The sequence below is a fragment of the Actinopolymorpha pittospori genome, from assembly GCF_014873875.1.
Taxonomy (GTDB): domain Bacteria; phylum Actinomycetota; class Actinomycetes; order Propionibacteriales; family Actinopolymorphaceae; genus Actinopolymorpha; species Actinopolymorpha pittospori.
Genome location: NZ_JADBEM010000001.1, coordinates 7,889,724 through 7,910,262 on the forward strand (window position 1 = coordinate 7,889,724; position 20,539 = coordinate 7,910,262).

Consider the following 20,539-nt stretch of genomic DNA (forward strand, 5'->3'; position numbering starts at 1 on the left):
GGACGGCTCCCCCGAAATCCTCTGGTTTGCCACGGGATGATTCCGGACAGACTTCGCAGCGATATGCGCATTCGGACAACGATGATCGTCTGCGCCCTGCGCATGGGCGCGGCGATGGCGGTCCGACTTACTGCCGGGGAATGACAACCGTGGACACAACTGTCCGGCATGGCCGGGCCAACAAGAACACCCGCGCCGCAACGCAGCGGCATCAGACCCGTCCCGCGACGTCGCACCTCACCGAGGGCGACCAGGGGACGGTGGAGGTCTCGATCGTCCTGCCCTGCTACAACGAGCAGGAGCACGTCCTCGCCGAGATCGAACGCATCACGTCGGCGATGGACGCGAGCGTCTACCCCTACGAGGTGCTCGCCATCGACGACGCGTCGACCGACGAGACGCTGGAGATTCTCCGTCAGGCCGAGGCCCGTTTCCCGCACCTGCGGGTGCTCGCGTTCGCCAACAACGGTGGTTCCGGCACCGCTCGGCGGATCGGCACCCAGCAGGCGCGCGGTCAGATCGTGGTCTGGACCGACGCCGACATGTCGTATCCGAATGACCGAATCCCCGAACTCGTCGAGATTCTCGACAAGGACGAGAACATCGACCAAGTGGTGGGTGCCCGCACCAGTGAGCAGGGCACCCACAAGGTTCTCCGGGTTCCGGCCAAATGGGTCATCCGCAAGATCGCCGAGCGGTTGACCAACACCAAGATTCCCGACCTGAACTCCGGTCTACGCGCTTTCCGCCGCGAGGTTTCCCTGCCGTACCTGCGGTTACTGCCGGCCGGTTTCTCCTGCGTCACCACCATCACCATGGCGTTCCTGCACAATCAACACGCGATCCACTACATGCCGATCGGCTACGCCAAACGATCCGGCACCTCGAAGTTCCATTTCGTGAAGGACGCCTACCGATACATCCTCCAGGTGCTGCGCATGGTGATGTACTTCAATCCGCTGAAGGTGCTGATGCCGCCGTCGTTGGCCCTGCTCGCCGTCGGCACCGGCAAGGCCGCCTACGACGTCATCAGTCAGCCCGTCCGGCTGGCCAGCAACACCCTGCTGATCCTGCTGACCGGGCTGATCATCGCCTCGCTCGCGCTGCTCGCCGACCTGATCGTGCGATCCAGAACGAACTGACCGGTGACAGTCTCCGACCCCAAGACCAAGCCGTTGGTGACGGTACCCACCGACGGCACCGGCAAGAATGGCCGCGGGCGGCACACTCCCCAGCGGGAGCGCCGCGCCCGGGTGCCCGGCCCCATCCGGCGTGTCCAGGAGGCCGTTCGGAGGTTGCCGGAACGGCGTCGCGTCGCCCTCCTCCTCGACGGCCTGCTCGCGGCCTCGGTTGCCGTGGTCCTGCTGCTCTACCGCATCCCGCCGTTCCCCTCCGACCAACTCAACTACTTCGACGCCGCGCGTGACTTTCCCGCCGCTCCGACGTACGCCGGGATGCACCAGTTCCTGCGCATCGGCCTCACCCTGCCGCTCCGGCTGGCGCAGGAGGTCTTCGGCTACTCCCAGGTCGCCTACCTCATCGTCCCGATGCTGGCCGGGTTCGCTCTGGTCATGTGCGTCTACGCACTCGGCACCATGCTCTTCCACCGGGCAGTCGGGGTGGCGGCGGCGACCCTGACCCTCGCCAACACGTTGGTCTTCCCCGACCTCACCGTTCCACTACCCGACCTGATGGCGACCGCCCTGCTGACCGCCGCGCTCGTCCTCGCGCTCGCACTCCGGCAGCGCCGGCGCTTCGTGTCGGCGACCACGCGACGGCAGGTCCTCGCGCTGCTCGCGATCGGGGCACTGCTCGGCTGGAGCTACCTCACCCGCGAGTACATCGTCTTCTGCTGGCCACTGGTCGGCCTGCTGCTCCTGCGCCGGGTGCCGCTGCGCCGGATGCTGTGGATCCTGGCACCACTCGCCGTCGTGGGGCTCGGCGAGAGCGTGCTGAACGCCCTCATCTGGCATGACCCGCTGGCTCGGCTCCACGCCTCGGCCGAGCACGGGTCCGGCGGAGCCCCTCCGGTCACCGACTACCTCAACCGCAGTCCACGCTGGTACGTCACCCGAATCCTGGTGGTGTTGGGCACGACTCCGGAGGGCATCTGGCTCAAGCTCGCCCTGGCGGGCACCGTCCTCGGCGCCTTCTTCTCCCGCCGACTCGCGTTCCTGCTGGTCTGGGCCGCGCTGTTCTATGTGCCGATCGTGACGTTGGGCGGGTTGCTCAACCCCGAGGCGCCGAGCCTGCGGATCCTGAAGGAGCGCTACTGGCTCCCCCTCGTACCGGCGTTGACGCTCGCGGCCATCGGCGGGGTGTGGCTCCTGGTCCGGCACCGGGCGCGGGAGTTGGCGTTCCTGCGCCGCCGCGCCACGGTGCTCGCGGGCGTGGCCGCCGTGTTGGCCGCCGCCGTACCGTCCGGCGTCGCGCAGTACGCGCGGAGCACCGACCTCGCCGACCCGATCAACGCGACGTACGCGGCGAACGGTGGCACGCAGTTGGAGGAGTTCCGGTCCTGGCTGTCCACCCACGCCGACGGTGTGCACACGATCTGGGCCGACCGGCGGACCATCCGCCCCCTCGCCCTCTTCGTCCAGGGACCGGCCGGCGGAGACTTCTGGCAGGGGCGGCTGCGCACCTGGTCGAAGACCAGCGGAGCGCCGGCGACCGGCGACCACGTCGTCGTCTACAGCGCCTACTCCCACGTGTGTGGACAGTGCCGGCTCCAGGCCGAGGCCATACTCGGTCGTCCGGTCACCCCGCCCAGTTCCTGGAGGCGTGTCTTCAACAGCAGGGACCGCGTGGTCGAGGTCTACCAGGTGCACTGAGCAGACCGCACGCTCACCCCGCTGACCGAGGCGCCACCCTCACCACACCCTGAGCGCCTCGGTGAAGATCCCCTCGAGGAGTTCGGCGTTGACGTCGACGGGCGCGATCGTGAGCAACCGCTGCTGCTGCAGGGCGCCACCGATCAGGTCGGCCACGTCGTCCGCGGCGTACCCGACGCCGGACAGACCGTTGGGCATGCCGGTGTCGCGCATCAGTCGGCTGATCGCCTCGGGCAGCCGCTCCCGCTCCTCGCCCAGATCGTCGGTCGCGGGGTCGAGAGCGTGTGCCGCCCACAGGTGCCGCTCCGGGTTGGCGTCGAAGGTGTGCCGGAACGCCGCGGGCGCGGTGAGCACGACGGACATGCCGTGCGGCACCATCGGCTCCTCGTCGGGGTAGTCGACCGGATGGAATCCGCGCACCCGACCAGCGATCGGATAGGCGCAGGCGTGCGGGATGTGCACCCCGGCGTTCCCGAAGCCAAGGCCGGCGAACAGCGCCGCCTGGAGCATGTCGGTGCGGGCGGCGAGGTCGTCGCCGTCACGGTAGGCCGTGCGGAACGACCGGGCGAGCAGCGGAAGCGTGTGCTGGATCCACACGTCGGAGACGGGGTTCGCGCCGCAGTAGGCCACCCGCTCCTCCGGGCGTCGCTTCGGGTAGGAGTCGTAGGGCCGGGCGGTGTAGGACTCCAGCGCGTGGCACAGGATGTCGAAGCCCGTCGCGGCGGTGACGCCGGGCGGCAGGCTGAGGGTCACCCGTGGGTCGACGACGGCGAGCACAGGACGCAGCCGCGGGTGGCTGATACCGGTCTTCACCCGCAGGTCGAGCAGGTCCATGATGCACACGGTGGTGCTCTCGGCCCCCGTACCCGCTGTCGTGGGGACGGCCACCAGCGGCTTGACCGGTCCCGCGGGCGCCTTGCCCAAGCCGATCGGGGCGTTGATGTAGTCGTAGAGGTCGGCCGGGTACGACGTCATCAGGTTGACGGCCTTGGCCGTGTCGATGGACGAGCCACCCCCGACCGCCACGAAGCCGTCCCAGTCACCGCCCTGCGCGAATTCGACGGCCTCCTTCATGCTGGCGTCGGTCGGTTCGACGTGGACGCCGGCGAACAGTTCGGCGTTCAGACCGGCCTTCCGGAGCGTCTCGACCACCCGGTGTGGCAGCCCGGTCGCGGCCACGCCCGGATCGGTGACCACCAGGACCCGGCTCGCGCCGAGTTGGGCGACGTCGTACCCGATCTCGTCCACCGCGTCGACGCCGAACTTCAGCGCCGGCCCACCCCAGGTGAACACGGTCTCCGGACCGTGCTCGGTCCCTGTCCCGACCGGTGTACTGGTCATGCGTGGCCGCTCCCATCCCGTCGTCGTTCGATCGCTCCCCGCGACAGTGGCCTACCCGGCCGCGGCGCGCAAGCCCGGGGAAGCCCCGGCCACCGGCCGGCCCGCCGGGCTGGTCACCCACACCAGGTACGGTCGGTCAGCGTGACAGACACCTCACAAGCCGATCTCCGCCCCGAGGCGGCCACGCTCCTGCGCGCCGACGCCGTCCTCCTCGACCTCGACGGCACCCTGGTCAACTCCACCCCCGCCCTCACCCGCGCCTGGACCCGCTGGGTCGGCGAGCACGGCGTGACCAGCGAGCAGTTCGCCCGGGTCGCGGGCGGCCACGGCCTCACCGCCTCCGCGCTCATCGCGGCGCTGCTGCCCTCGGACCTGCCCGCCGAGCGGGTTGCCGCCGCGCAGCAGCGGATCAGCGATCTCGAGGTCGCCGACGTCGAGGACGTCACCGCGCTGCCGGGTGTTCAGGCGTTCCTCTCCGCGTTGCCGGCCGGACGCTGGGCGATCGTCACGTCCGGTAACCGAGCGGTGGCGACCGCGCGTATCCGTGCCGCCGGGCTACCGATGCCGGACACCCTGGTCAGCGCCGACGACGTACACCGCGGCAAGCCCGACCCCGAGCCCTTCCTGCTCGGTGCCAAGCTGCTCGGGATGGCGCCGGAACGCTGCCTCGTGATCGAGGACGCCCCGGCCGGTCTCGCCGCCGCGGCCGCTGCCGGCATGCGGTCCATCGCCGTCACGACGCACCACCAGCCGGCCGAACTCGATGCCGACGTCGTTGTCGAGGACCTACAGAACCTCCGCGTCGAGGTTGACGGTGACGCTCTCACCATCGGGGTGGCCGGAGCGGCATGATCGGGGTAGCTCGCCCGCGTGACCATCAGGCATGCAGGGCACACCCACAGGAGGTAGCGATGGGGAGTCTCCCCCGACGCTTCGCGATTCTTCTCACCCTCGCCGTACTCGCCCTCACCGCCGCATGCTCAGCCGGCAGCGGAACCACCGGCGAGACGGCCGGGTCGGACACGAGCCTCGACGTCGGTTTCATCGCCGAACCCGCGAGTCTCGACTTCACCCGCAACGACGGGGCGGCGATTCCGCAGGCCCTGCTGGTCAATGTCTACGAAGGCCTGGTCAAGCTCGACGCCGAAGGCCGGATCGTCCCGCTGTTGGCGAAGAGCTGGCAGGTCAGCCCCGACCGCCGGACCTACACCTTCACACTGCGGGACGGCGTGACCTTCAGCGACGGCAAGCCCTTCACCGCGCAGGACGCGGCGTTCAGCATCGATCGCGTCAAGACGAGCTGGACGACCTCGCTCAAGACGGGGATGGACGTCGTGGCCCGGGCCGAGCCGGTGTCGGCAACGACGCTGAAGGTCACCCTGAAACGGCCGAGCAACTCCTGGCTGTTCGCGATGACCACCCGGATCGGCGCGATGTTCTCCCGCACCGGCGTGGCCGACCTCGCCACCAAACCGATCGGGACCGGCCCCTTCGTCGTCGAGAAGTGGACCCGCGGCGACTCGATGGTGCTGACCGCCCGCGACGGCTACTGGGGCAAGGCACCTGCCGTGCAACGGATCACCCTGCGGTACTTCAAGGATCCGACCGCCATGAACAACGCCATGCGCACGGGCGGCATCGACGTGATCAGTACCGTACAGGCGCCGGAAAGCCTGCCGGAGTTCAGTGACACCTCGAAGTACCACGTCATCGAGGGCACCAGCAACGGCGAGGTCGTGCTGTCGTACAACAACAGCAAGCCGCCATTGACAGACCGCCGGGTGCGGCAGGCGCTGTCGTACGCCATCGACCGCAAAGCCGTCCTTGACACCGCGTGGGCCGGGCACGGCACGCTGATCGGTTCCATGGTGCCCCCGACCGACCCGTGGTACGAGGATCTCTCGCAGACCTATCCGTACGACCCGGCCAAGGCCCGGCAACTCCTCGCCCAGGCCGGCCACCCCACCCTCACACTGCGGCTGCGGATCCCCAACCTCCCCTACGCCGTGGCGAGCGCCCAGGTCGTCAAGAGCCAGCTCGCGCAGGTCGGTGTCACCGCGCGGATCGACGTGCTGGAGTTTCCCGCACGCTGGCTGGACGAGGTCTACACCAAGGCCGACTACGACATGTCGATCATCTCCCACGTCGAACCCCGTGACATCACCTCGTGGGGCAATCCCGACTACTACTGGCGCTACGACAACCCGCGGGTCCAGCAGTTGCTGGCGCAGGCCGACTCCGGCACCGCGCAGCAGCAGGTCGACCGGATGAAGCAGGTCGCCCGCACCCTCGCCGAGGACGCCGCCGCCGACTGGCTCTTCCTGCTGCCCAACCTCATGGTTGCCGACCCGGGGGTGAGGGGTCTGCCGACCAACGTCGTCTCCGAGGCGTTCGACCTCACCGCCGTCTCCGTCGCCCGGTCCTGACCACCGTGCTGCTCCGCTTCCTCACCCGCACCGGCGTGTTCGTCGGCAGCGTCGCGGCGGCGAGCGTCGTCGTGTTCGGCTTCATGGCCGTCCTGCCGGGTGACCCCGCCCGGATCGCGCTCGGGGTCAACGCCACCCCGGCGGCCGTCGCCCAACTGCGGCGGGAGTTCGGCACCGACCGGCCGATGCTCGCCCAGTACGCCGACTGGGCCCGCGGCCTGCTCGTCGGGGACTTCGGCGAGTCCTACGTCACCCGCGCGGCCATCGGCCCGCAGGTGCTCGACCGGCTGGGCGTGACACTGTGGCTGGTGGGCGCGGCGATGGTGGTGGCCGTCCTCGTCGCCGTCCCCATCGGCACGGTGATGGCCGTACGACACCGGCGGCCCAGTGGGCTGGCACTGTCCGCGCTCAGTCAGTTCGGGATCGCGGTGCCGGCGTTCCTCACCGGCGTGCTCGCGGTCGCGTTGTTCGCCGTCCACCTGGGGTGGCTGCCGGCCGGCGGCTACACCCCTCCCGCGCAGGACCCGGTCATGTTCCTGCGCCAGCTCGTCCTCCCGGCGGGGGCGCTCGGGCTGGCGCAGGCGGCGATCCTCGCGCGCTACGTCCGGACCGCCGTCCTCGACGTGCTGCGCGAGGACTACCTGCGCACGGCCCGCGCCAAGGGCCTGACCCTCACCCGGGCACTGGTGCGGCACGGCCTGCGCAACGCCGCCATCCCGATCAGCACGGTGCTCGGTCTCCAGCTCGCCACCCTGCTCGTCGGAGCCATCGTGGTCGAGCGGGTCTTCGTGATCCCGGGCCTTGGCAGCCTGCTTCTGGACGGCGTGGCCAATCGCGACCTGCTGCTCGTCCAGGGCGTCGTCATGGTGTTGGTGGTCGCCGTCCTGGTGGTCAACTACCTCGTCGACCTCCTCTACGCCGTCCTCGACCCGCGGCTGCGGAGGGCGACGTGAGCGCACGCCACAGGTCTGTCAACCCGTCCCTGCTCGCCGGCGGCGTCCTCGTCGGCCTGGTCGTCCTGCTCGCCCTGGTGTCGTTCCTGTGGACGCCACACGACCCGGACCGCGTCGACAGCGCCCACCGGCTGCTCGGACCCGACGGGTCCTTCTGGCTGGGCACCGACAAGTTCGGCCGCGACATCACCAGCCGGCTCATGGTCGGCGCCCGGACCACGTTGTTCGTCGGTGTCGTCGCGGTCGGTGTCGCCGCCGTCCTCGGGACGCCACTCGGCATCCTCGCCGGCATGGCCCGGGGGTGGCGCGGCGGACTGCTCTCGCGGGCCACCGACCTCGCGATGGCGTTCCCGGCGCTGCTGCTCGCGATCATGTTCGGTGCGGTGTTCGGGGCCAGCACGCTCACCGCGATGATCGCGATCGGTCTCGCCACGGTGCCGGCGTACGTCCGCATCGTCCGCGCCGGCACGCTCGCCGTGATGAGCACGGAATACGTTCTGGCCGCCCGCGCGGCGGGCCGGTGTCGGCTCGGGATCGCGCTGCGGCACGTACTCCCGAACGTCGCCGGACTGGTGATCGTGCAGGGCTCGGTGTCCTTCGCGATCGCCGTCCTGGCCGAGGCGGGGCTGTCGTTCCTCGGCTTCGGCACCGCGCCGCCGACGCCCTCGTGGGGCCGGATGCTGCAGGAGTCACAGGAACTGCTGTTCACCCATCCGCTGCTGGCGGTGTGGCCGGGCGCCGCGATCATGATCGCCGTCCTCGGCTTCAACCTCTTCGGCGACGGCCTGCGCGACCGCTACGACCCGAGGCTGGAGCGACGGTGAGCAACCCGACCTTGACAGTGGCCGGCCTCGGCGTCCGGGCCGGTGGCGGCCCACTCGTCGACGACGTGAGCTTCACCATCGACCCGGGCGAACGCGTCGGCCTGGTGGGCGAGTCTGGATCCGGCAAGTCGTTGACCGCACTCGCCGTGATGGGCCTGTTGCCCGAAGGGTTGGTCGCGCAGGGCTCGGTCCGGCTCGCGGAGGAGTCGACGGACCTGCTAGGGGCGGACGAGCGCGCGCTGTCGAAGCTGCGGGGCCAGGCGATGAGCATGGTCTTCCAGGAGCCGATGTCCGCGCTCAACCCGGTCATGCGGGTCGGCGACCAGGTGGCCGAGGTGCTGCGGATCCACCAGCCAGGCCTGCACCGGGCGGCGTCCCGGTCACGGGCGGTCGATCTTCTGGCGAAGGTCCGCCTCCCCGATCCCGCCCGCGCGGCCCGCGCCTATCCGCACCAGCTCTCCGGCGGCCAGCGTCAGCGGGTCGTGATCGCGATCGCCCTCGCCAACGACCCGGACCTGCTGATCTGCGACGAACCCACCAGCGCGCTGGACGTCACGGTGCAGGCGCAGGTCCTCGACCTGATCGTGGCCGCCACGTCGCGCTCCAACACGGGCCTGCTGTTCATCACCCACGACCTCGCCGTGGTGGCCACCGTGTGCAGCCGGGTGCTGGTGATGCACGACGGTGTCCTGGTCGAGAACGGACCGGTCTCCGACGTCTTCCGGCAGCCGCGCCACCCGTACACGCGAGCACTGCTCGACGCCGCGGAACCCAGCAGCCCGGCACCCACCCGGCACCTGAATCCGACGCAGCGCCCCAGCCCGACACAGCCCGATCCGACGCCGCGACCGGACGGGACGCGGCCGGACGGGACGCGGCCGGACGGGACGCGACCGGACGGGACGCGGCCGGACGGGACGCGTCGACCTGATCCAGACGGCCTGGATTCCGCAGTGGAGCCGGCGGAGCCGGCACCGCACCCGGGGCCGGCGCCCGTCATCGAACTCCGTGACCTCTCTCGCGTCTACCGGCGACCCCGCACCTCGTTGCGTTCGGCACCCAGCTCGGTACCCGCGCTGCGCGACGTCAGCTTCGACATCGCCTCCGGGCAGCGGTTCGGCATCGTCGGCGAGTCCGGGTCCGGCAAGTCGACGCTCGTACGCCTGCTCGCCGGTCTGGACCAGCCGACCGCGGGATCGGTCCGGTTCGCCGGACGCCGCGTCGACGGCGTACCGGAACGCCGGCTGCGGTTCCTGCGCGAGGACCTGCAGTTGGTGTTCCAGGACCCGAGCGGCTCCCTTGACCCAAGGATGCGGGTGGGTGACATCGTGGCGGAGCCGCTGGTCGCGATGCGCGACTCGCGGCTGCGGCGCACCCAGCGTTCCCATCGAACCCGCGTCGACGAACTCCTCGCCGCGGTGGGCCTGCCCGCCGACGCCGCCGAACGCTATCCGCACCAGTTCTCCGGCGGCCAGCGCCAACGCATCTCGCTGGCACGTGCTCTCGCCCCCGCTCCGAAGGTCCTGGTCGCGGACGAACCCGTGAGCGCCCTCGACGCCTCCGTGCGCGCGCAGATCCTCGACCTGCTCGCGTCCCTCGCCGACACCTTCGAACTCACCCTGGTCTTCGTCTCTCACGACCTGTCGGTGGTTCGCCAGGTCTGCGACACGGTGGCCGTCCTGCACGAGGGACGGGTGGTCGAACTCGGGCCGACCGAGCGGATCTTCACCGCGCCGGAACACCCCTACACCCAACGGCTGATCGCGGCGGTCCCCAGCGTCTCGAGAGCTCTCTCGGGCACGACCGTGCATGACCTGACCGGCGACAAGGCGAGGCTCGAGGCTTCGCCGTAGGGGTCACGGTGAACGCGGACCGCGGTGGTCCATCCGCCTGCCATCCGTTGGCGCTCCTCCCCCATTCGCGCCCCGTCACGTGGCTTCGGCGCGGACGCTTCACCTCGGCGCGTTCGTCCTTCTCAGAAGGGCGGCGGGCCTGTGTCGTCGTTGGACGCGGCGGCGTTGGTGGTGCGGGTGGTGGTGCGGGTGGTGGTGCGGGTGGTGGTGCGGGTTGTGGTGGTGCGGGGTCGGTGAGGTCGGGTGGGTGGGTGTGGTGGTGTCTGCCGTGTGGGTCGGTGAGGGTGTAGTGGCCTGGGGTTGTTTGGTGGAGGGTCCAGGCTGACTCGGTCTTCACTGAATGGTGGTGGGGGCACAGGGGTGCGGTGTTCGTGGGTGTGGTGGGTCCGCCGTCCGCGTGGGGGGTGTTGTGGTCGAGGTCGCAGGTGGGGGCGGGTCTTCGACAGGTGGGCCAGATGCAGCGTTGGTTGAGGGCGTGGACGAGTTCTGCTTGTAGTCCGCGTGGGAACCGTTGGGGTAGTGGGTGTAGGTGCAGTAGTTGTCCGGTGATGGGGTGTGTGACGCCGACGGTGTAGCGGGCGTCGGGGTTGGTGAGCTGGTTGAGGGTCAGTCGGCGGGCGACCTCGGTGACGATCGGACCGAACCCGCCGAGTTCACCTGGCCGCTGCGACAGTCCCATCAGCGTGGTCAGCGGAACGTTCAACTGGATCCGCGCCCGCACCCCCACCCTGGCCAGACCACTCCCTTGCTCCACACTCGCGGCTGCATCAGCCGTCGTCGACGGATCGACTGCGGGTTCGGAGGCGGCTGCGGTTGGTTGCGGTGCACGCGGTGCGGGGACCTTCACCACACCACGGCGAGCCTGCTCACTCGATTCGCCAGCGGCCCTGTCGCCGTCACCCGGGTTGGGGTTGTGGATGTGGCTGCGACCCGACAGCAGGCTGGTGGCGATGTCCGCGCGGAGCTGCCCAAGCCGACGAGGATCGCCTGACTGTTTCATGGTGCGAGCGATCGCATCCACATACCCGAACGCCTCCGCCGCCTGATCAGCCGGCACACCACGCACCGCCAGATCCGCGGCACCATCGATCGCGGGATAGATCTCCACCTCCCGATCACGCACCCGACGTCGATGCCGCGCCAGGGCGGCATCGGGGTCGACCTTGATGACCTCCGCCTCCACCCGCATGCGAAGCAACCCAGCCCGCAACCCCAACACATCCGGGAACAGAGCGTCCTCCACCCGACGCCTCTCCGCCCCAGTCTTCAGTTCGGCGAGACGTTCGGCGATCACCCGGACCTCGCCGACCTCAAGCTCACCCCGAGCAAGAGCAGCCCGCGTGCGCGGCAACTCGGACAAGGTCAGAGCCAACGCGACGTACCAGTCAGCGTGATAAGCAGTCCACCCCAACAACGGCTCCAACACCGCAGGCGTATGCGGATCAACCGACCCCACCCGCACCGCCGGGTCGTCGATCAGACCGGGCGGGGTGTGCGCCAACTCCACCACCTCACCCAGACACCCCTCCTCCAACCAACAAATCAACCGCCGCCGCGCACGAACCAACTCCTCCAACTCAACCCCGTTACAGTCCCCCCGCGACACCGCCAACAAAGCCGACAACAACCCAGGACCCGGCAGCATCTCAGCGAACCCAGCAGGCAGCGGAGACACCCGCACCGACACACCACCAGACTCGCCCATACGTTCGATCCTACCGGCGACGAAGGCCCGACGCGAACCAGAAACCCCTTATCCACAAGGCAAAACAGCCCACCATGAGCAACCGCCCACCTGTCGGCGCCATGTGGTAAGAGGTCCCGACGACACCACGAGGACCTGACAAAGAGGCGGCCGCCGCCCGGCACGCCCGACCGACCGGCGGCCGGGCTGCCAGCGGCGGTCGAGTCCTCAGCTCCCGGCGAACGCCATGCCGATCTCAGCGAGAGCCTGCCGAAGCTGTCGGATCGCCTTCGGCCCCACGCCGTGCAGGCGCAGCAACTCCTGCTCGCTGACCCCGGTGAGGTGCTCGATGCGGCTGTAGCCAGCCGCGATGAGAGCGCGGCGGGCGGGTTGGGAGAGTGCGGCCGGCAGATCCTCGCCGCCGCGCTGGTTCCGCTCAGCCGACATGAATGCCCGCTCTCCGGATCGGCATCAGCGTGGGTCGAGCTTCGCTGGTCAGGAAATCGGAGACCAACCGAACGCACTCGTCGGGGCGCCCGAGCAGCAGCAGGTGTGAGGTTCCTGGCACGATCGCCAGTTGGGCGTCCGGCAGTGCGTGGTACAGCGCCACGGTGTGCTCCAGCCGCACGAGATCATCGTCGCCGGCCATGACCAGGGTGCGGCAGTTCACACCGGCCAGGTCGGCGGGCTCGAGTCCGTCCTCCTCGGCCACCGCGTCCACCACCTTCGCGATCACCGCAGGGAAGTGTCCGGCGCCGTCCGGCGACACCTCGGCGTAGGCCGCGACGAGCAGCGGTGGCGGTTCCCCTTCCGCGCTTGGCCGCAGGATCAACCCGTCGGTGTGGAAGGCACCACTGACAAGGACGAGGCGCTCGACCAGGTCCGGCCGGTCAAGCGCCACCCGGAGCGCCACGCCCGCACCCGCGCTGTAGCCGACGAGGCGCGCAGGCCCGCCGACCACGCGCTCCAGGAAGGCGACGATGTCCTGTGCCATCACGGCAAGACTGAGCGGTCCGGGCACATCGGCGGTATGGCCGTGGGCTCGGCATTCGGGAAGGAGGAGCCGGAACCCGCCGGCCAGGGTGTCGAGGTTTCCCGCGAAGTCCCTCGCGTCGCTGAGACCGCCGTGCAGGAGCACAACGGGCTCGCCCGCGCCGCGATCGTCGTACCACATGGACACGCCGTTCACCCGTACGTAGTCCGCCATCTGTCGCCCTCGTGATCTCGTGAGGTAGGTCGCACGCCGGTCGGTCGTGCGCTCACCTGCTCCTACGGGGCGGGGCGACGGAACTCATCGCTCACCGGGCAAGAAACTCATCAGTCCGGGCCCAGGGCCTGTCGATGCCGGTGGGCAGGCCGAAGAGCGGGAACAGTCGCTCGGCGTCGAGACAGGTCGTGGTCTCGGTGATCAGCCCATCGGCGACCTCGAGAACGAGGAGGGCGAACGGCATGTAGCGTCCGTCCGGGCCGCCCGGGCGGTACTGCGCGAACGCCGGAGCGCCGTTCGCCACGCACGGCAGCAGGCGCGCGCCCTCGCACGGGTTTCCGGCCGCGATCAGCGTCCGGCGGATGTCCGCGCGGCCGCGAAGCCACCACACGAACGGCGGCATCGACATCGTGGCGTCTTCGTGCAGAAGCGAGACGAGGGTCGCGACGTCGTAGTGCTCGAAGGCCTCGCAGTAACGGCTCAGGAGCCGCCGCTGGTCGGCGCCCATCGGCCGGAACGTATCGGCGGGCGCGAGATCGACGCCCTCCATGGTGGACCGTGCCCGCTGCAAGGCACTGTTGACGGAGGCGACGGTGCTCTCCAAGAGCCCCGCTGTCTCGGCCGCCGTCCAGCACAGCACGTCGCGCAGGATGAGCACCACCCGCTGCCGGGGTGGAAGGTGTTGGAGCGCCGCGACGAACGCCAGCCGGATCGTCTCGCGGCGCGCCACGAGGTCGGCCGGATCGCCGCCCTCCGCCGGCCCGATGACCAGGCTGTCGGGGACCGGCTGGATCCAGACGTTCTCCGACAGCGGTACGCCGAGCGCTGCCCCGACGGGCGATGCGGGACCGAGGTCCATCGCCCGGGCCCGACGTTGGGTGCTGCGCAGCATGTCGAGACAGACGCGGGTCGCGATGGTGAACAGCCACGTCCGCAGGGACGCTCGGCTCTCGTCGTAGCGGCCGAAGCTTCGCCAGGCCCGGAGCAGCGTCTCCTGTACGGCGTCCTCGGCCTCGAAGCCCGAGCCGAGCATACGGTAGCAGAACCCGGTCAGCTCGACCCGGTGGGTTTCCAGGCGCGGTTCCGTCGGCGTGGTCAGTCGAGCGTCCACCGCATCGTCCATCGACGTAGCGGCTCGAGGCCTTCGGGATCCGCGGCATAGCGCGCGGACAGGTCGGCCAGCATCATCTCGCCCGCCCACCGGTGGCAGGCAGGCGGAATCGAGGCCGCCTGCGGGCCGTAGCCGGCGATCCAGCCCCGGGTCAGCTCGTCGAGGAACGCACGCTCCTGCGCGGTCAGCATCGCGAGCATCGGGTTGATCGTCATCAGCGCGTGCGTCCGGGCGACATCGAGCAGTGGATGACCCGCACGCGCGTTGACCCAGTCGACGACGCCGCTCACCTTGTCCCCGTCGACCAGGATGTTCAGGGGATGCCAGTCGAGATGCACCAACGCGCTGCCCACGGGTGGGCCGAGGCGGTCCGACGTGACCGCTCCCCCGGACGCTCGAGCATCGAGGGCGTGGCCGTGCCAGACGGGTACGCCGGGCAGACCGGCAGGCGCGGGCACCTCGTGGAGGGCACGCTGGGCCTCACCCATCAGCTCGCCGAGCCGGTGAGCTCGGCCCGGCTCCAGGCGGAGCGCCTCGAGCACGGTCGTCCCGGGCAGCCAACTCGACAGCAGGATGTCCGATCCACCGTGCTGGGCGCGTCGGAGGATCTCCCCCACCGGCAGCCCGGCACGCCCGGCCGCGACCATCGCGGCCACCAGGGCCGTCGTTCCGGCGCCCGCCGGTGCGCACCGCAGGGCGAGCAGACCGTCGGGCGTGCGCACCTTCCACATCTCTCCGGTCGCTCCGCCCGCCAACTCCACGGGCGTGTCCGGTGGAAGGTCGACGCTCGCGAGCACCTCTGGCGCCAACGCGTGGGTCATGACGGGTCAGGCTACCGGCTCGGACGGTGTGGACGGCCTGGAAGCGTGGTTCAGCCGAGCGCCCTGCCGAAGAACACGAGATCGTCGGTGGGGATCCCGATCGACTGGGGACGCAGCACCGAGAACAGACCGGGGCCCCCGACGCCCTGGCTCGTCCCGGTCAGAATCGTGACCGAGCCGCGTCCGGCGTCCTCGTTGTCGGCGGAGACGATCAGCTCCGCCCGACGGTTGCGGTTGAAGTCACGGAAGGCCGCCGGCGACCCGAACAGGTCCGCGGCCTCGGCCGAGTCGGGCACGCCGGCGGTGTCCTGCGTGATCTCCTGCACCCGGGTGAGATCGAGTCCCGCCGCACTTCCCCGGACAACGGTGACCAGGCCGGCGTCCTCCCTGGTCCCGACGTCTTCGTACGGGACTCCCACGGCGAGGTCGGCCTTCCCGTCACCCTCGACGTCGCCGAGCGCGACGCTCAGGCCGAAGAGGTCGTCCTCCTCCGCCACGGCGGGAATCCCGGCCGTGTCCTGGCTCAGTCCCGTCGGTCCGCGGCGCACGTCGAGTCCGGTACTCGAACCGAACCAGACGCGGACCCGGCCCGCTTCGGTCCGGCCGCTGACGGTCGAACGTGGGTTGCCGATCGCGACGTCGGCATACCCGTCGCCGTCGATGTCGCCGATCGCCGCGGCGTCGGTCGTCTCTGTCGAGATCTTCTGGAACAGCGTCGTGTCGATGCCGTCCGGACCTCCGCGGTAGAGCAGCAGTCGGGTGGTCTGGTTGATGAGCTGGACGGTGAAGAAGACGTCGTCATAGCCGTCTCCGGTGACGTCACCGACAGCGAGTACGCGCCTGCCGTTCAGGTCCAGTCCCGTCGGACCGAAGGGGTGCAGGATGGGCGCGGCGAAGCCTGCCCTGCCGTACATCACGTAGGCCTGTTCCCATCCGAGGATCGCGAGGTCGGGATAGCCGTCCTTGTCGAAGTCGCCCGCGCCGACCTCATGACAGTTCGCCACCACGCGTACGCCACGGTTGAGTCCCACGGCACTTCCGAACAGCACCGTGAGCGAGCCCACGAACTTGAAGCCCGGCTCACTCTCCATCGGCGTGCAGACGGCGAGGTCGGCGTATCCGTCGGCGTTGAAGTCGGCGGAGGCGAGCGAGCCCCCGAACCCTTCTTCGCTCGCCGCTCCACCCGGCACCCAGGACAGGTCCTGCGTGATGCGCTGGCGGTGGGAGGGGGTGAGAAGGTCGCCGGCGCCGTAGACGACCCCGACCATCCCGGCGAACGGCCGGTCGCCGAGGAAGGCGGGCATCCCGATCGCCAGGTCGGCGTTCCCGTCACCGTCGAAGTCCGCCGGCAGTGCCGGTGGCGCGGCCGAGGCCGGGGTGGGCGGCGCGGCCAGCACCGCCGAGCACACCAGGCCCGCGGCGAGCCCACCCGTGAGGAGAAACCGACGAAGGCGCATAGCGGTACCTCGGAACGACTTCGGAGTTGTGGACAGTACCGAAATCGTCACACGAGAATGGCGTATTACGGCGCCAGATGGGCAAGCTCTCCCGAAAGGGTCAGTTGGGTTCGATTCGCCTCGACTCGGGCGTCAGCGGACGATGTGCCCCGCGTCGCGCAGGGCCGTCTTGACGTCGCGGATGCGCAGGTCGCCGAAGTGGAAGACGCTGGCGGCGAGTACGGCGTCCGCACCGGCCTCGATCGCCGGCGGGAAGTCGGCCGGGGTGCCCGCTCCCCCGCTGGCGATCAGCGGGACATCCACGACCTTGCGAATCGCCTCGATCATCGTGATGTCGTAACCCGTCTTGGTGCCGTCCGCGTCCATGGAGTTGAGCAGGATCTCCCCAGCGCCCAACTCCGCTCCACGGGCCGCCCACTCCACCGCGTCGAGGTCGGCCCCGCGGCGTCCGCCGTGTGTGGTGACCTCGAAGCCGGAGGGCATGTTCGGTGCCCGGCGCGCGTCGACGGACAGCACCAGCACCTGCGAGCCGAACCGTTTGGCGATCTCGGCCAGAAGCTCCGGCCGGGCGATCGCCGCTGTGTTGACGCCCACCTTGTCCGCACCGGCCCGCAGCAGCCGGTCGACGTCCTCGACGGACCGGACGCCACCGCCGACCGTGAGCGGGATGAAGACCTGTTCGGCGGTCCGGCGTACGACGTCATGGGTCGTCGCCCGACCCTCCGCCGAGGCCGACACGTCGAGGAACGTGAGCTCGTCGGCACCTTCGGCGTCGTAGATCGTCGCCATCTCCACCGGGTCGCCCGCATCGCGCAGGTCGGCGAAGTTGACGCCCTTCACCACCCGTCCGGCGTCGACGTCGAGGCAGGGGATCACCCGGACCGCGAGGCTGTTGCTCATGCCGAGACCCTAGCGACCACCCGCTCGACAGTGACGCGCGGCGCCCGCGCTCGCGGGTCCGCATGACCCTGGCCGCCCCGGCGCCCGATCCGACTAGCCGATCCCACCGGCGCCCGATCCGACTGGCGCCCGATCCCGCTGGCCAGGCCCGGACATGCACGCTCTGACCACGGCCTGGCAGCGACCGGATACCCAAGGTGGAGCCCAAGATCCCATCAGGTCGCCGTCCGCTGTTCACCCGGCGGCCGCGACGGCAGGCCAACCTTGGCGCTCGATCGATCCCAGAAGGAGTGACATGCGCGCACCCGCCCGCTTTGGTGTCGCGGCGCTTGCCGCCGCCGCGACCGTCGCCGTCTCCGCGGTCATCCCGGCCGTCCGGGCAGCCGACCCGGCTCCCACCGCCCCGGCCGCCGACATCTCCGCCGCCGCACCTCCCGTCGTCCGGCCGAACGACGTTCGGATGAACCAGATCCAGATCATCGGCGCCCACAACGCCTTCCACCGGGAGATGCAGGGTGCCGAGCTCGCGGAGTCGATCAAGATCGACCCCGGCTATCCCCAGTGGGGCTTCTACTCCCACGCCTCCGTCGGCGACCTGCTCGAGCGGCAGAACGTCCGCGCCCTCGAGTTCGACCTGCTGCCCGACCCGGACGGCGGCCTCTACCGCAACCCGCTGGCCCGTCAGCGCGCCGGGCTCGGTCCGATCGAGGACCCGGACATGGCCCAGCCGGGCATGAAGGTCATCCATGTCGCCGACCAGGACTACAACTCGACCTGCCGGACCTTCGTGCGCTGCATGGAGCAGGTGCGCACCTGGTCCCGCGCCAACCCTGGGCACGTACCGGTCTTCCTGCAGATCGAGCTCAAGCAGACCGACGACCGGTGGGAGAAGCTCGGCGGCGCCGTGAGCCCGCCCTGGACTCCGGAGCTGCTGAACGACATCGACACCGAGATCCGCTCCGTCTTCACCGAGGACGAGCTGATCACCGCCGACGACCTACGCCGGCCCGGCATGACGTTGGAGCAGTCGATCCTCACCCACGGCTGGCCCAAGCTTTCCTGGGCGCGCGGCAAGTTCATGGTCTTCTTCGACAACGCCGCCGACATCCGCGACATGTACATCGCGCACCGCCCCAACCTCGAGGGGCGTGCGGTCTTCACCCGCGGTCCCGAGGGCGCACCGGACGCCGCGATCACCCAGGTGAACGACCCGCGCGGCGCCAACCAGGCCGTGATCCAAGACCTCGTACGCAAGGGCTACATCGTGCGGACCCGGTCCGACGAACCGCTCAGCACGGTGAAGAACCGCGAGTACAGCCGGGTGCCGATCGCCCTCGACAGTGGGGCGCAGCTGGTGACGACGGACTTCCCGACAGTCGGGATGGCCGCGCGGTACGACAGCGACCTGGTGGCCGAGCTTCCCGGCAACGTGCCGGTTCGGTGCAACCCGGTGTCGGTTCCGAATGCCTGCAAGGACACCGGGCTGGAGCACTGAGCTCGACGCTTCTCGTCGGGGCCGCCGCACGGCGGCCCCGACGACGTTCGCGACAGGTGCGGCTCAGGCCTCGTAGATGGCGGTCAGCGTGGCCCGCGCGAGCGTGTGCCCGAAGAGGTTGAAGCCGAGCAACGCCGGGCTCGCGCCCTCGGGAAGCTCGAGTTCGGCCACGTCGAGCGCGTGGACGACGAAGAAGTACCGGTGCGGACCGTGCCCGGCCGGCGGGGCCGCGCCGATGTACTGGCGCACGCCACCGTCGTTGGCCAGGGTGACCGCCTGCGACGGCAGCGCGGAACTGCCCGGGTCACCCGCACCGGTCGGCAGGTCGGTGACCGTCACCGGGAGGTTGTAGACGGCCCAGTGCCAGAACCCGCTCGCGGTCGGGGCGTCCGGGTCGTAGACCGTGACGGCGAAGCTACGCGTCTGCTCGGGAAAGCCCGTCCACGCCAGCTGGGGTGAGGTGTCGGTCCCGCCCGCGCCGAACAGCCCGGACAACTGCGGCGTGCTCAGCGTCTCGCCCGCCGCGATGTCCCTGCTCGTCAGGACGAACTCCGGCACCTTCGGCAACGCGTCGTACGGGTCGAAACCGGCAGGCCTCTTCGCCTCGGTCATGAATCCTCCAGCCCTGTGAGGTGAGTCGACAGCACATCCCCAGCAGCGAGAGTAGCGACCCTGCCTGGATGCTCCTGGTCAACGGCTACTTCCAGGCGCCCCGCCGCTGGCCTTCCTCCGGAGGAGCCGTCTGCGCCCAGATGCGCCGCCACGACGCCACCGGGGGTCCGGACGGGTCGGGGGTCTCACCTCGGGCCGCGCGCCGGGCGGCGTCCCACCAGGTCGTCGCGTCCTCGTCGAGGAGCCTGGCCACGCCCTGTTGGATGCGCGGTGCGAAGGTCCGCGGCGCCTCACCCTCGGCCGGCCAGATCGGCTCACCGAACCGGACCCGGACCGGCAGCCGCCCCGGCCGGGGCCAACCGCGGCCCCTGGGCATGGCGGCGTAGGAGCCACGGATCCCGATCGGGATGACCGGTACACCGTGCTCGACGGCGAGCCACGAGGCCCCCAGGCGGAAACGTCCGGCCCAGCCGTCGACCGAGCGGGTGCCTTCGGGGAAGACCACGACGTTCCAGCCCTGGTCGAGCAGGTCGCCCGGTGTCGTCGACATGGTGCCGCCGCGGCGTTCGATCGGGAAGGTGTTGAACACCATCGCCGAACCGCTCGCCCGCCACCAGGTGTCGAAGAAGTAGTCGGCGGCGGCAGCGACGGCGGTCTGCCGCCGCCACTCGTCGGGAAGCGAGCAGAGGATGAGCGGGGTGTCGAGGTGCGAGGTGTGGTTGGCCACGAACAACACCGGCGGCTTCACCCGGGTCAGCACGTCCAGGCCAGCCGCCTGCGGCGTGACGGTCGAACGCAGCAGCGGCCCGAGGCCGAAACGCTGCACCGCGTCGCGCACGGCGTTGGCCGTGGGTGTCCGGGCCCACGCGGTCGGGAAGACAGACTGCTGCTTGGGCGGCTGGAACGGCTCCGCGCTCCCCGGCACCAGCGGTCGGCGACCCCAGCGCCAACCGCGTGCGACCATGCGTACTTCCTGCGCGGTCTCCCTGACGAACCGCACCGGGTTCTTCTCGCTCATGCCACG

Annotated in this window: 17 protein-coding genes and 1 pseudogene; 8 read left to right on the forward strand and 10 right to left on the reverse strand. The window is 70.2% G+C overall.

Annotation, left to right across the window (positions count from 1 at the left end):
- The first annotated feature begins 149 nt into the window (after nt 1-149).
- A complete protein-coding gene (locus HEB94_RS36720) occupies nt 150-1,142 on the forward strand; it encodes a glycosyltransferase family 2 protein (RefSeq protein ID WP_337918169.1) in 993 nt (330 codons plus the stop codon).
- A gap of 3 nt (nt 1,143-1,145) precedes the next feature.
- Nucleotides 1,146-2,831, forward strand: a complete 1,686-nt coding sequence (locus HEB94_RS36725; protein WP_192754099.1) for a glycosyltransferase family 39 protein — start codon at nt 1,146-1,148, stop codon at nt 2,829-2,831.
- A 39-nt stretch (nt 2,832-2,870) separates the two neighbouring features.
- Here HEB94_RS36725 and HEB94_RS36730 read toward each other — a convergent pair whose 3' ends face one another.
- A complete protein-coding gene (locus tag HEB94_RS36730) occupies nt 2,871-4,172 on the reverse strand; it encodes a hydroxyacid-oxoacid transhydrogenase (protein WP_192754100.1) in 1,302 nt (433 codons plus the stop codon).
- A gap of 141 nt (nt 4,173-4,313) precedes the next feature.
- On the opposite strand from HEB94_RS36730, the gene HEB94_RS36735 reads away from it, so the two are divergent.
- Genes HEB94_RS36735 through HEB94_RS51600 form a run of 5 tightly spaced genes read left to right on the forward strand, consistent with a single transcriptional unit; the run spans nt 4,314 to nt 10,228 of the window.
- Nucleotides 4,314-5,024, forward strand: a complete 711-nt coding sequence (locus tag HEB94_RS36735; RefSeq protein WP_337918170.1) for an HAD-IA family hydrolase — start codon at nt 4,314-4,316, stop codon at nt 5,022-5,024.
- Between the two features lie 59 nt (nt 5,025-5,083).
- On the forward strand, nt 5,084-6,598 hold the full coding sequence (locus HEB94_RS36740) for an ABC transporter substrate-binding protein (RefSeq protein WP_192754101.1): 1,515 nt from the start codon (nt 5,084-5,086) through the stop codon (nt 6,596-6,598).
- Entirely contained in the window at nt 6,595-7,551 is a 957-nt protein-coding gene (locus tag HEB94_RS36745) for an ABC transporter permease (RefSeq protein WP_420481615.1), read from the forward strand. Before HEB94_RS36740 ends, HEB94_RS36745 begins: the two co-directional genes overlap by 4 nt.
- Nucleotides 7,548-8,375, forward strand: coding sequence for an ABC transporter permease subunit (locus HEB94_RS36750; protein ID WP_192754103.1), 828 nt, complete (start codon nt 7,548-7,550; stop codon nt 8,373-8,375). Before HEB94_RS36745 ends, HEB94_RS36750 begins: the two co-directional genes overlap by 4 nt.
- Nucleotides 8,372-10,228: a dipeptide ABC transporter ATP-binding protein gene (locus HEB94_RS51600; protein ID WP_192754104.1), complete on the forward strand. Its 1,857-nt coding sequence runs from the start codon at nt 8,372-8,374 to the stop codon at nt 10,226-10,228. The genes HEB94_RS36750 and HEB94_RS51600 overlap by 4 nt, the downstream gene beginning before the upstream one ends.
- 994 nt (nt 10,229-11,222) lie before the next feature.
- Here HEB94_RS51600 and HEB94_RS51605 read toward each other — a convergent pair.
- The 7 genes and pseudogenes from HEB94_RS51605 to hisF all read right to left on the reverse strand — a co-directional run.
- Nucleotides 11,223-11,933 (reverse strand): annotated as a pseudogene (locus HEB94_RS51605) (DUF222 domain-containing protein); the annotation flags it as partial.
- Nucleotides 11,934-12,140: 207 nt separating this feature from the next.
- Nucleotides 12,141-12,359: a helix-hairpin-helix domain-containing protein gene (locus HEB94_RS36760; protein WP_192754105.1), complete on the reverse strand. Its 219-nt coding sequence runs from the start codon at nt 12,357-12,359 to the stop codon at nt 12,141-12,143.
- Nucleotides 12,349-13,119, reverse strand: coding sequence for an alpha/beta fold hydrolase (locus HEB94_RS36765; protein ID WP_192754106.1), 771 nt, complete (start codon nt 13,117-13,119; stop codon nt 12,349-12,351). The genes HEB94_RS36760 and HEB94_RS36765 overlap by 11 nt, the downstream gene beginning before the upstream one ends.
- A 91-nt stretch (nt 13,120-13,210) precedes the next feature.
- The gene (locus HEB94_RS36770) at nt 13,211-14,230 is read right to left on the reverse strand and encodes a sigma-70 family RNA polymerase sigma factor (RefSeq protein ID WP_337918172.1); all 1,020 of its coding nucleotides are present in this window, start codon (nt 14,228-14,230) and stop codon (nt 13,211-13,213) included.
- Complete coding sequence (locus HEB94_RS36775) at nt 14,215-15,051, reverse strand: phosphotransferase family protein (protein WP_192754108.1); 837 nt, start codon at nt 15,049-15,051, stop codon at nt 14,215-14,217. The genes HEB94_RS36770 and HEB94_RS36775 overlap by 16 nt, the downstream gene beginning before the upstream one ends.
- A 50-nt stretch (nt 15,052-15,101) precedes the next feature.
- Entirely contained in the window at nt 15,102-16,508 is a 1,407-nt protein-coding gene (locus HEB94_RS36780; protein WP_192754109.1) for an FG-GAP-like repeat-containing protein, read from the reverse strand.
- 132 nt (nt 16,509-16,640) lie between these two features.
- Nucleotides 16,641-17,408: an imidazole glycerol phosphate synthase subunit HisF gene (hisF, locus tag HEB94_RS36785; protein ID WP_192754110.1), complete on the reverse strand. Its 768-nt coding sequence runs from the start codon at nt 17,406-17,408 to the stop codon at nt 16,641-16,643.
- Between the two features lie 295 nt (nt 17,409-17,703).
- Between hisF and HEB94_RS36790 the strand changes: the two genes are divergently transcribed.
- The gene (locus tag HEB94_RS36790) at nt 17,704-18,903 is read left to right on the forward strand and encodes a phosphatidylinositol-specific phospholipase C1-like protein (RefSeq protein ID WP_192754111.1); all 1,200 of its coding nucleotides are present in this window, start codon (nt 17,704-17,706) and stop codon (nt 18,901-18,903) included.
- Between the two features lie 63 nt (nt 18,904-18,966).
- Here HEB94_RS36790 and HEB94_RS36795 read toward each other — a convergent pair whose 3' ends face one another.
- Both HEB94_RS36795 and HEB94_RS36800 read right to left on the reverse strand, forming a co-directional pair.
- Nucleotides 18,967-19,515 (reverse strand): YbhB/YbcL family Raf kinase inhibitor-like protein, encoded by a 549-nt coding sequence (locus tag HEB94_RS36795; RefSeq protein ID WP_192754112.1) that lies wholly within the window; start codon nt 19,513-19,515, stop codon nt 18,967-18,969.
- Nucleotides 19,516-19,600: 85 nt separating this feature from the next.
- Nucleotides 19,601-20,533, reverse strand: a complete 933-nt coding sequence (locus HEB94_RS36800) for a lysophospholipid acyltransferase family protein (RefSeq protein ID WP_192754113.1) — start codon at nt 20,531-20,533, stop codon at nt 19,601-19,603.
- Nucleotides 20,534-20,539: the final 6 nt, after the last annotated feature.

Bases quoted from the DNA above. Each gene is read 5' to 3' on its own strand.
- HEB94_RS36790 (WP_192754111.1), top strand. From the start codon at position 17,704: ATGCGCGCACCCGCCCGCTTTGGTGTCGCGGCGCTTGCCGCCGCCGCG.
- HEB94_RS36730 (WP_192754100.1), bottom strand. From the start codon at position 4,172: ATGACCAGTACACCGGTCGGGACAGGGACCGAGCACGGTCCGGAGACC.
- HEB94_RS36775 (WP_192754108.1), bottom strand. From the start codon at position 15,051: ATGACCCACGCGTTGGCGCCAGAGGTGCTCGCGAGCGTCGACCTTCCA.
- HEB94_RS36740 (WP_192754101.1), top strand. From the start codon at position 5,084: ATGGGGAGTCTCCCCCGACGCTTCGCGATTCTTCTCACCCTCGCCGTA.
- HEB94_RS36780 (WP_192754109.1), bottom strand. From the start codon at position 16,508: ATGCGCCTTCGTCGGTTTCTCCTCACGGGTGGGCTCGCCGCGGGCCTG.
- HEB94_RS36760 (WP_192754105.1), bottom strand. From the start codon at position 12,359: ATGTCGGCTGAGCGGAACCAGCGCGGCGGCGAGGATCTGCCGGCCGCA.
- HEB94_RS36765 (WP_192754106.1), bottom strand. From the start codon at position 13,119: ATGGCGGACTACGTACGGGTGAACGGCGTGTCCATGTGGTACGACGAT.
- HEB94_RS36800 (WP_192754113.1), bottom strand. From the start codon at position 20,533: ATGAGCGAGAAGAACCCGGTGCGGTTCGTCAGGGAGACCGCGCAGGAA.
- HEB94_RS36795 (WP_192754112.1), bottom strand. From the start codon at position 19,515: ATGACCGAGGCGAAGAGGCCTGCCGGTTTCGACCCGTACGACGCGTTG.
- hisF (WP_192754110.1), bottom strand. From the start codon at position 17,408: ATGAGCAACAGCCTCGCGGTCCGGGTGATCCCCTGCCTCGACGTCGAC.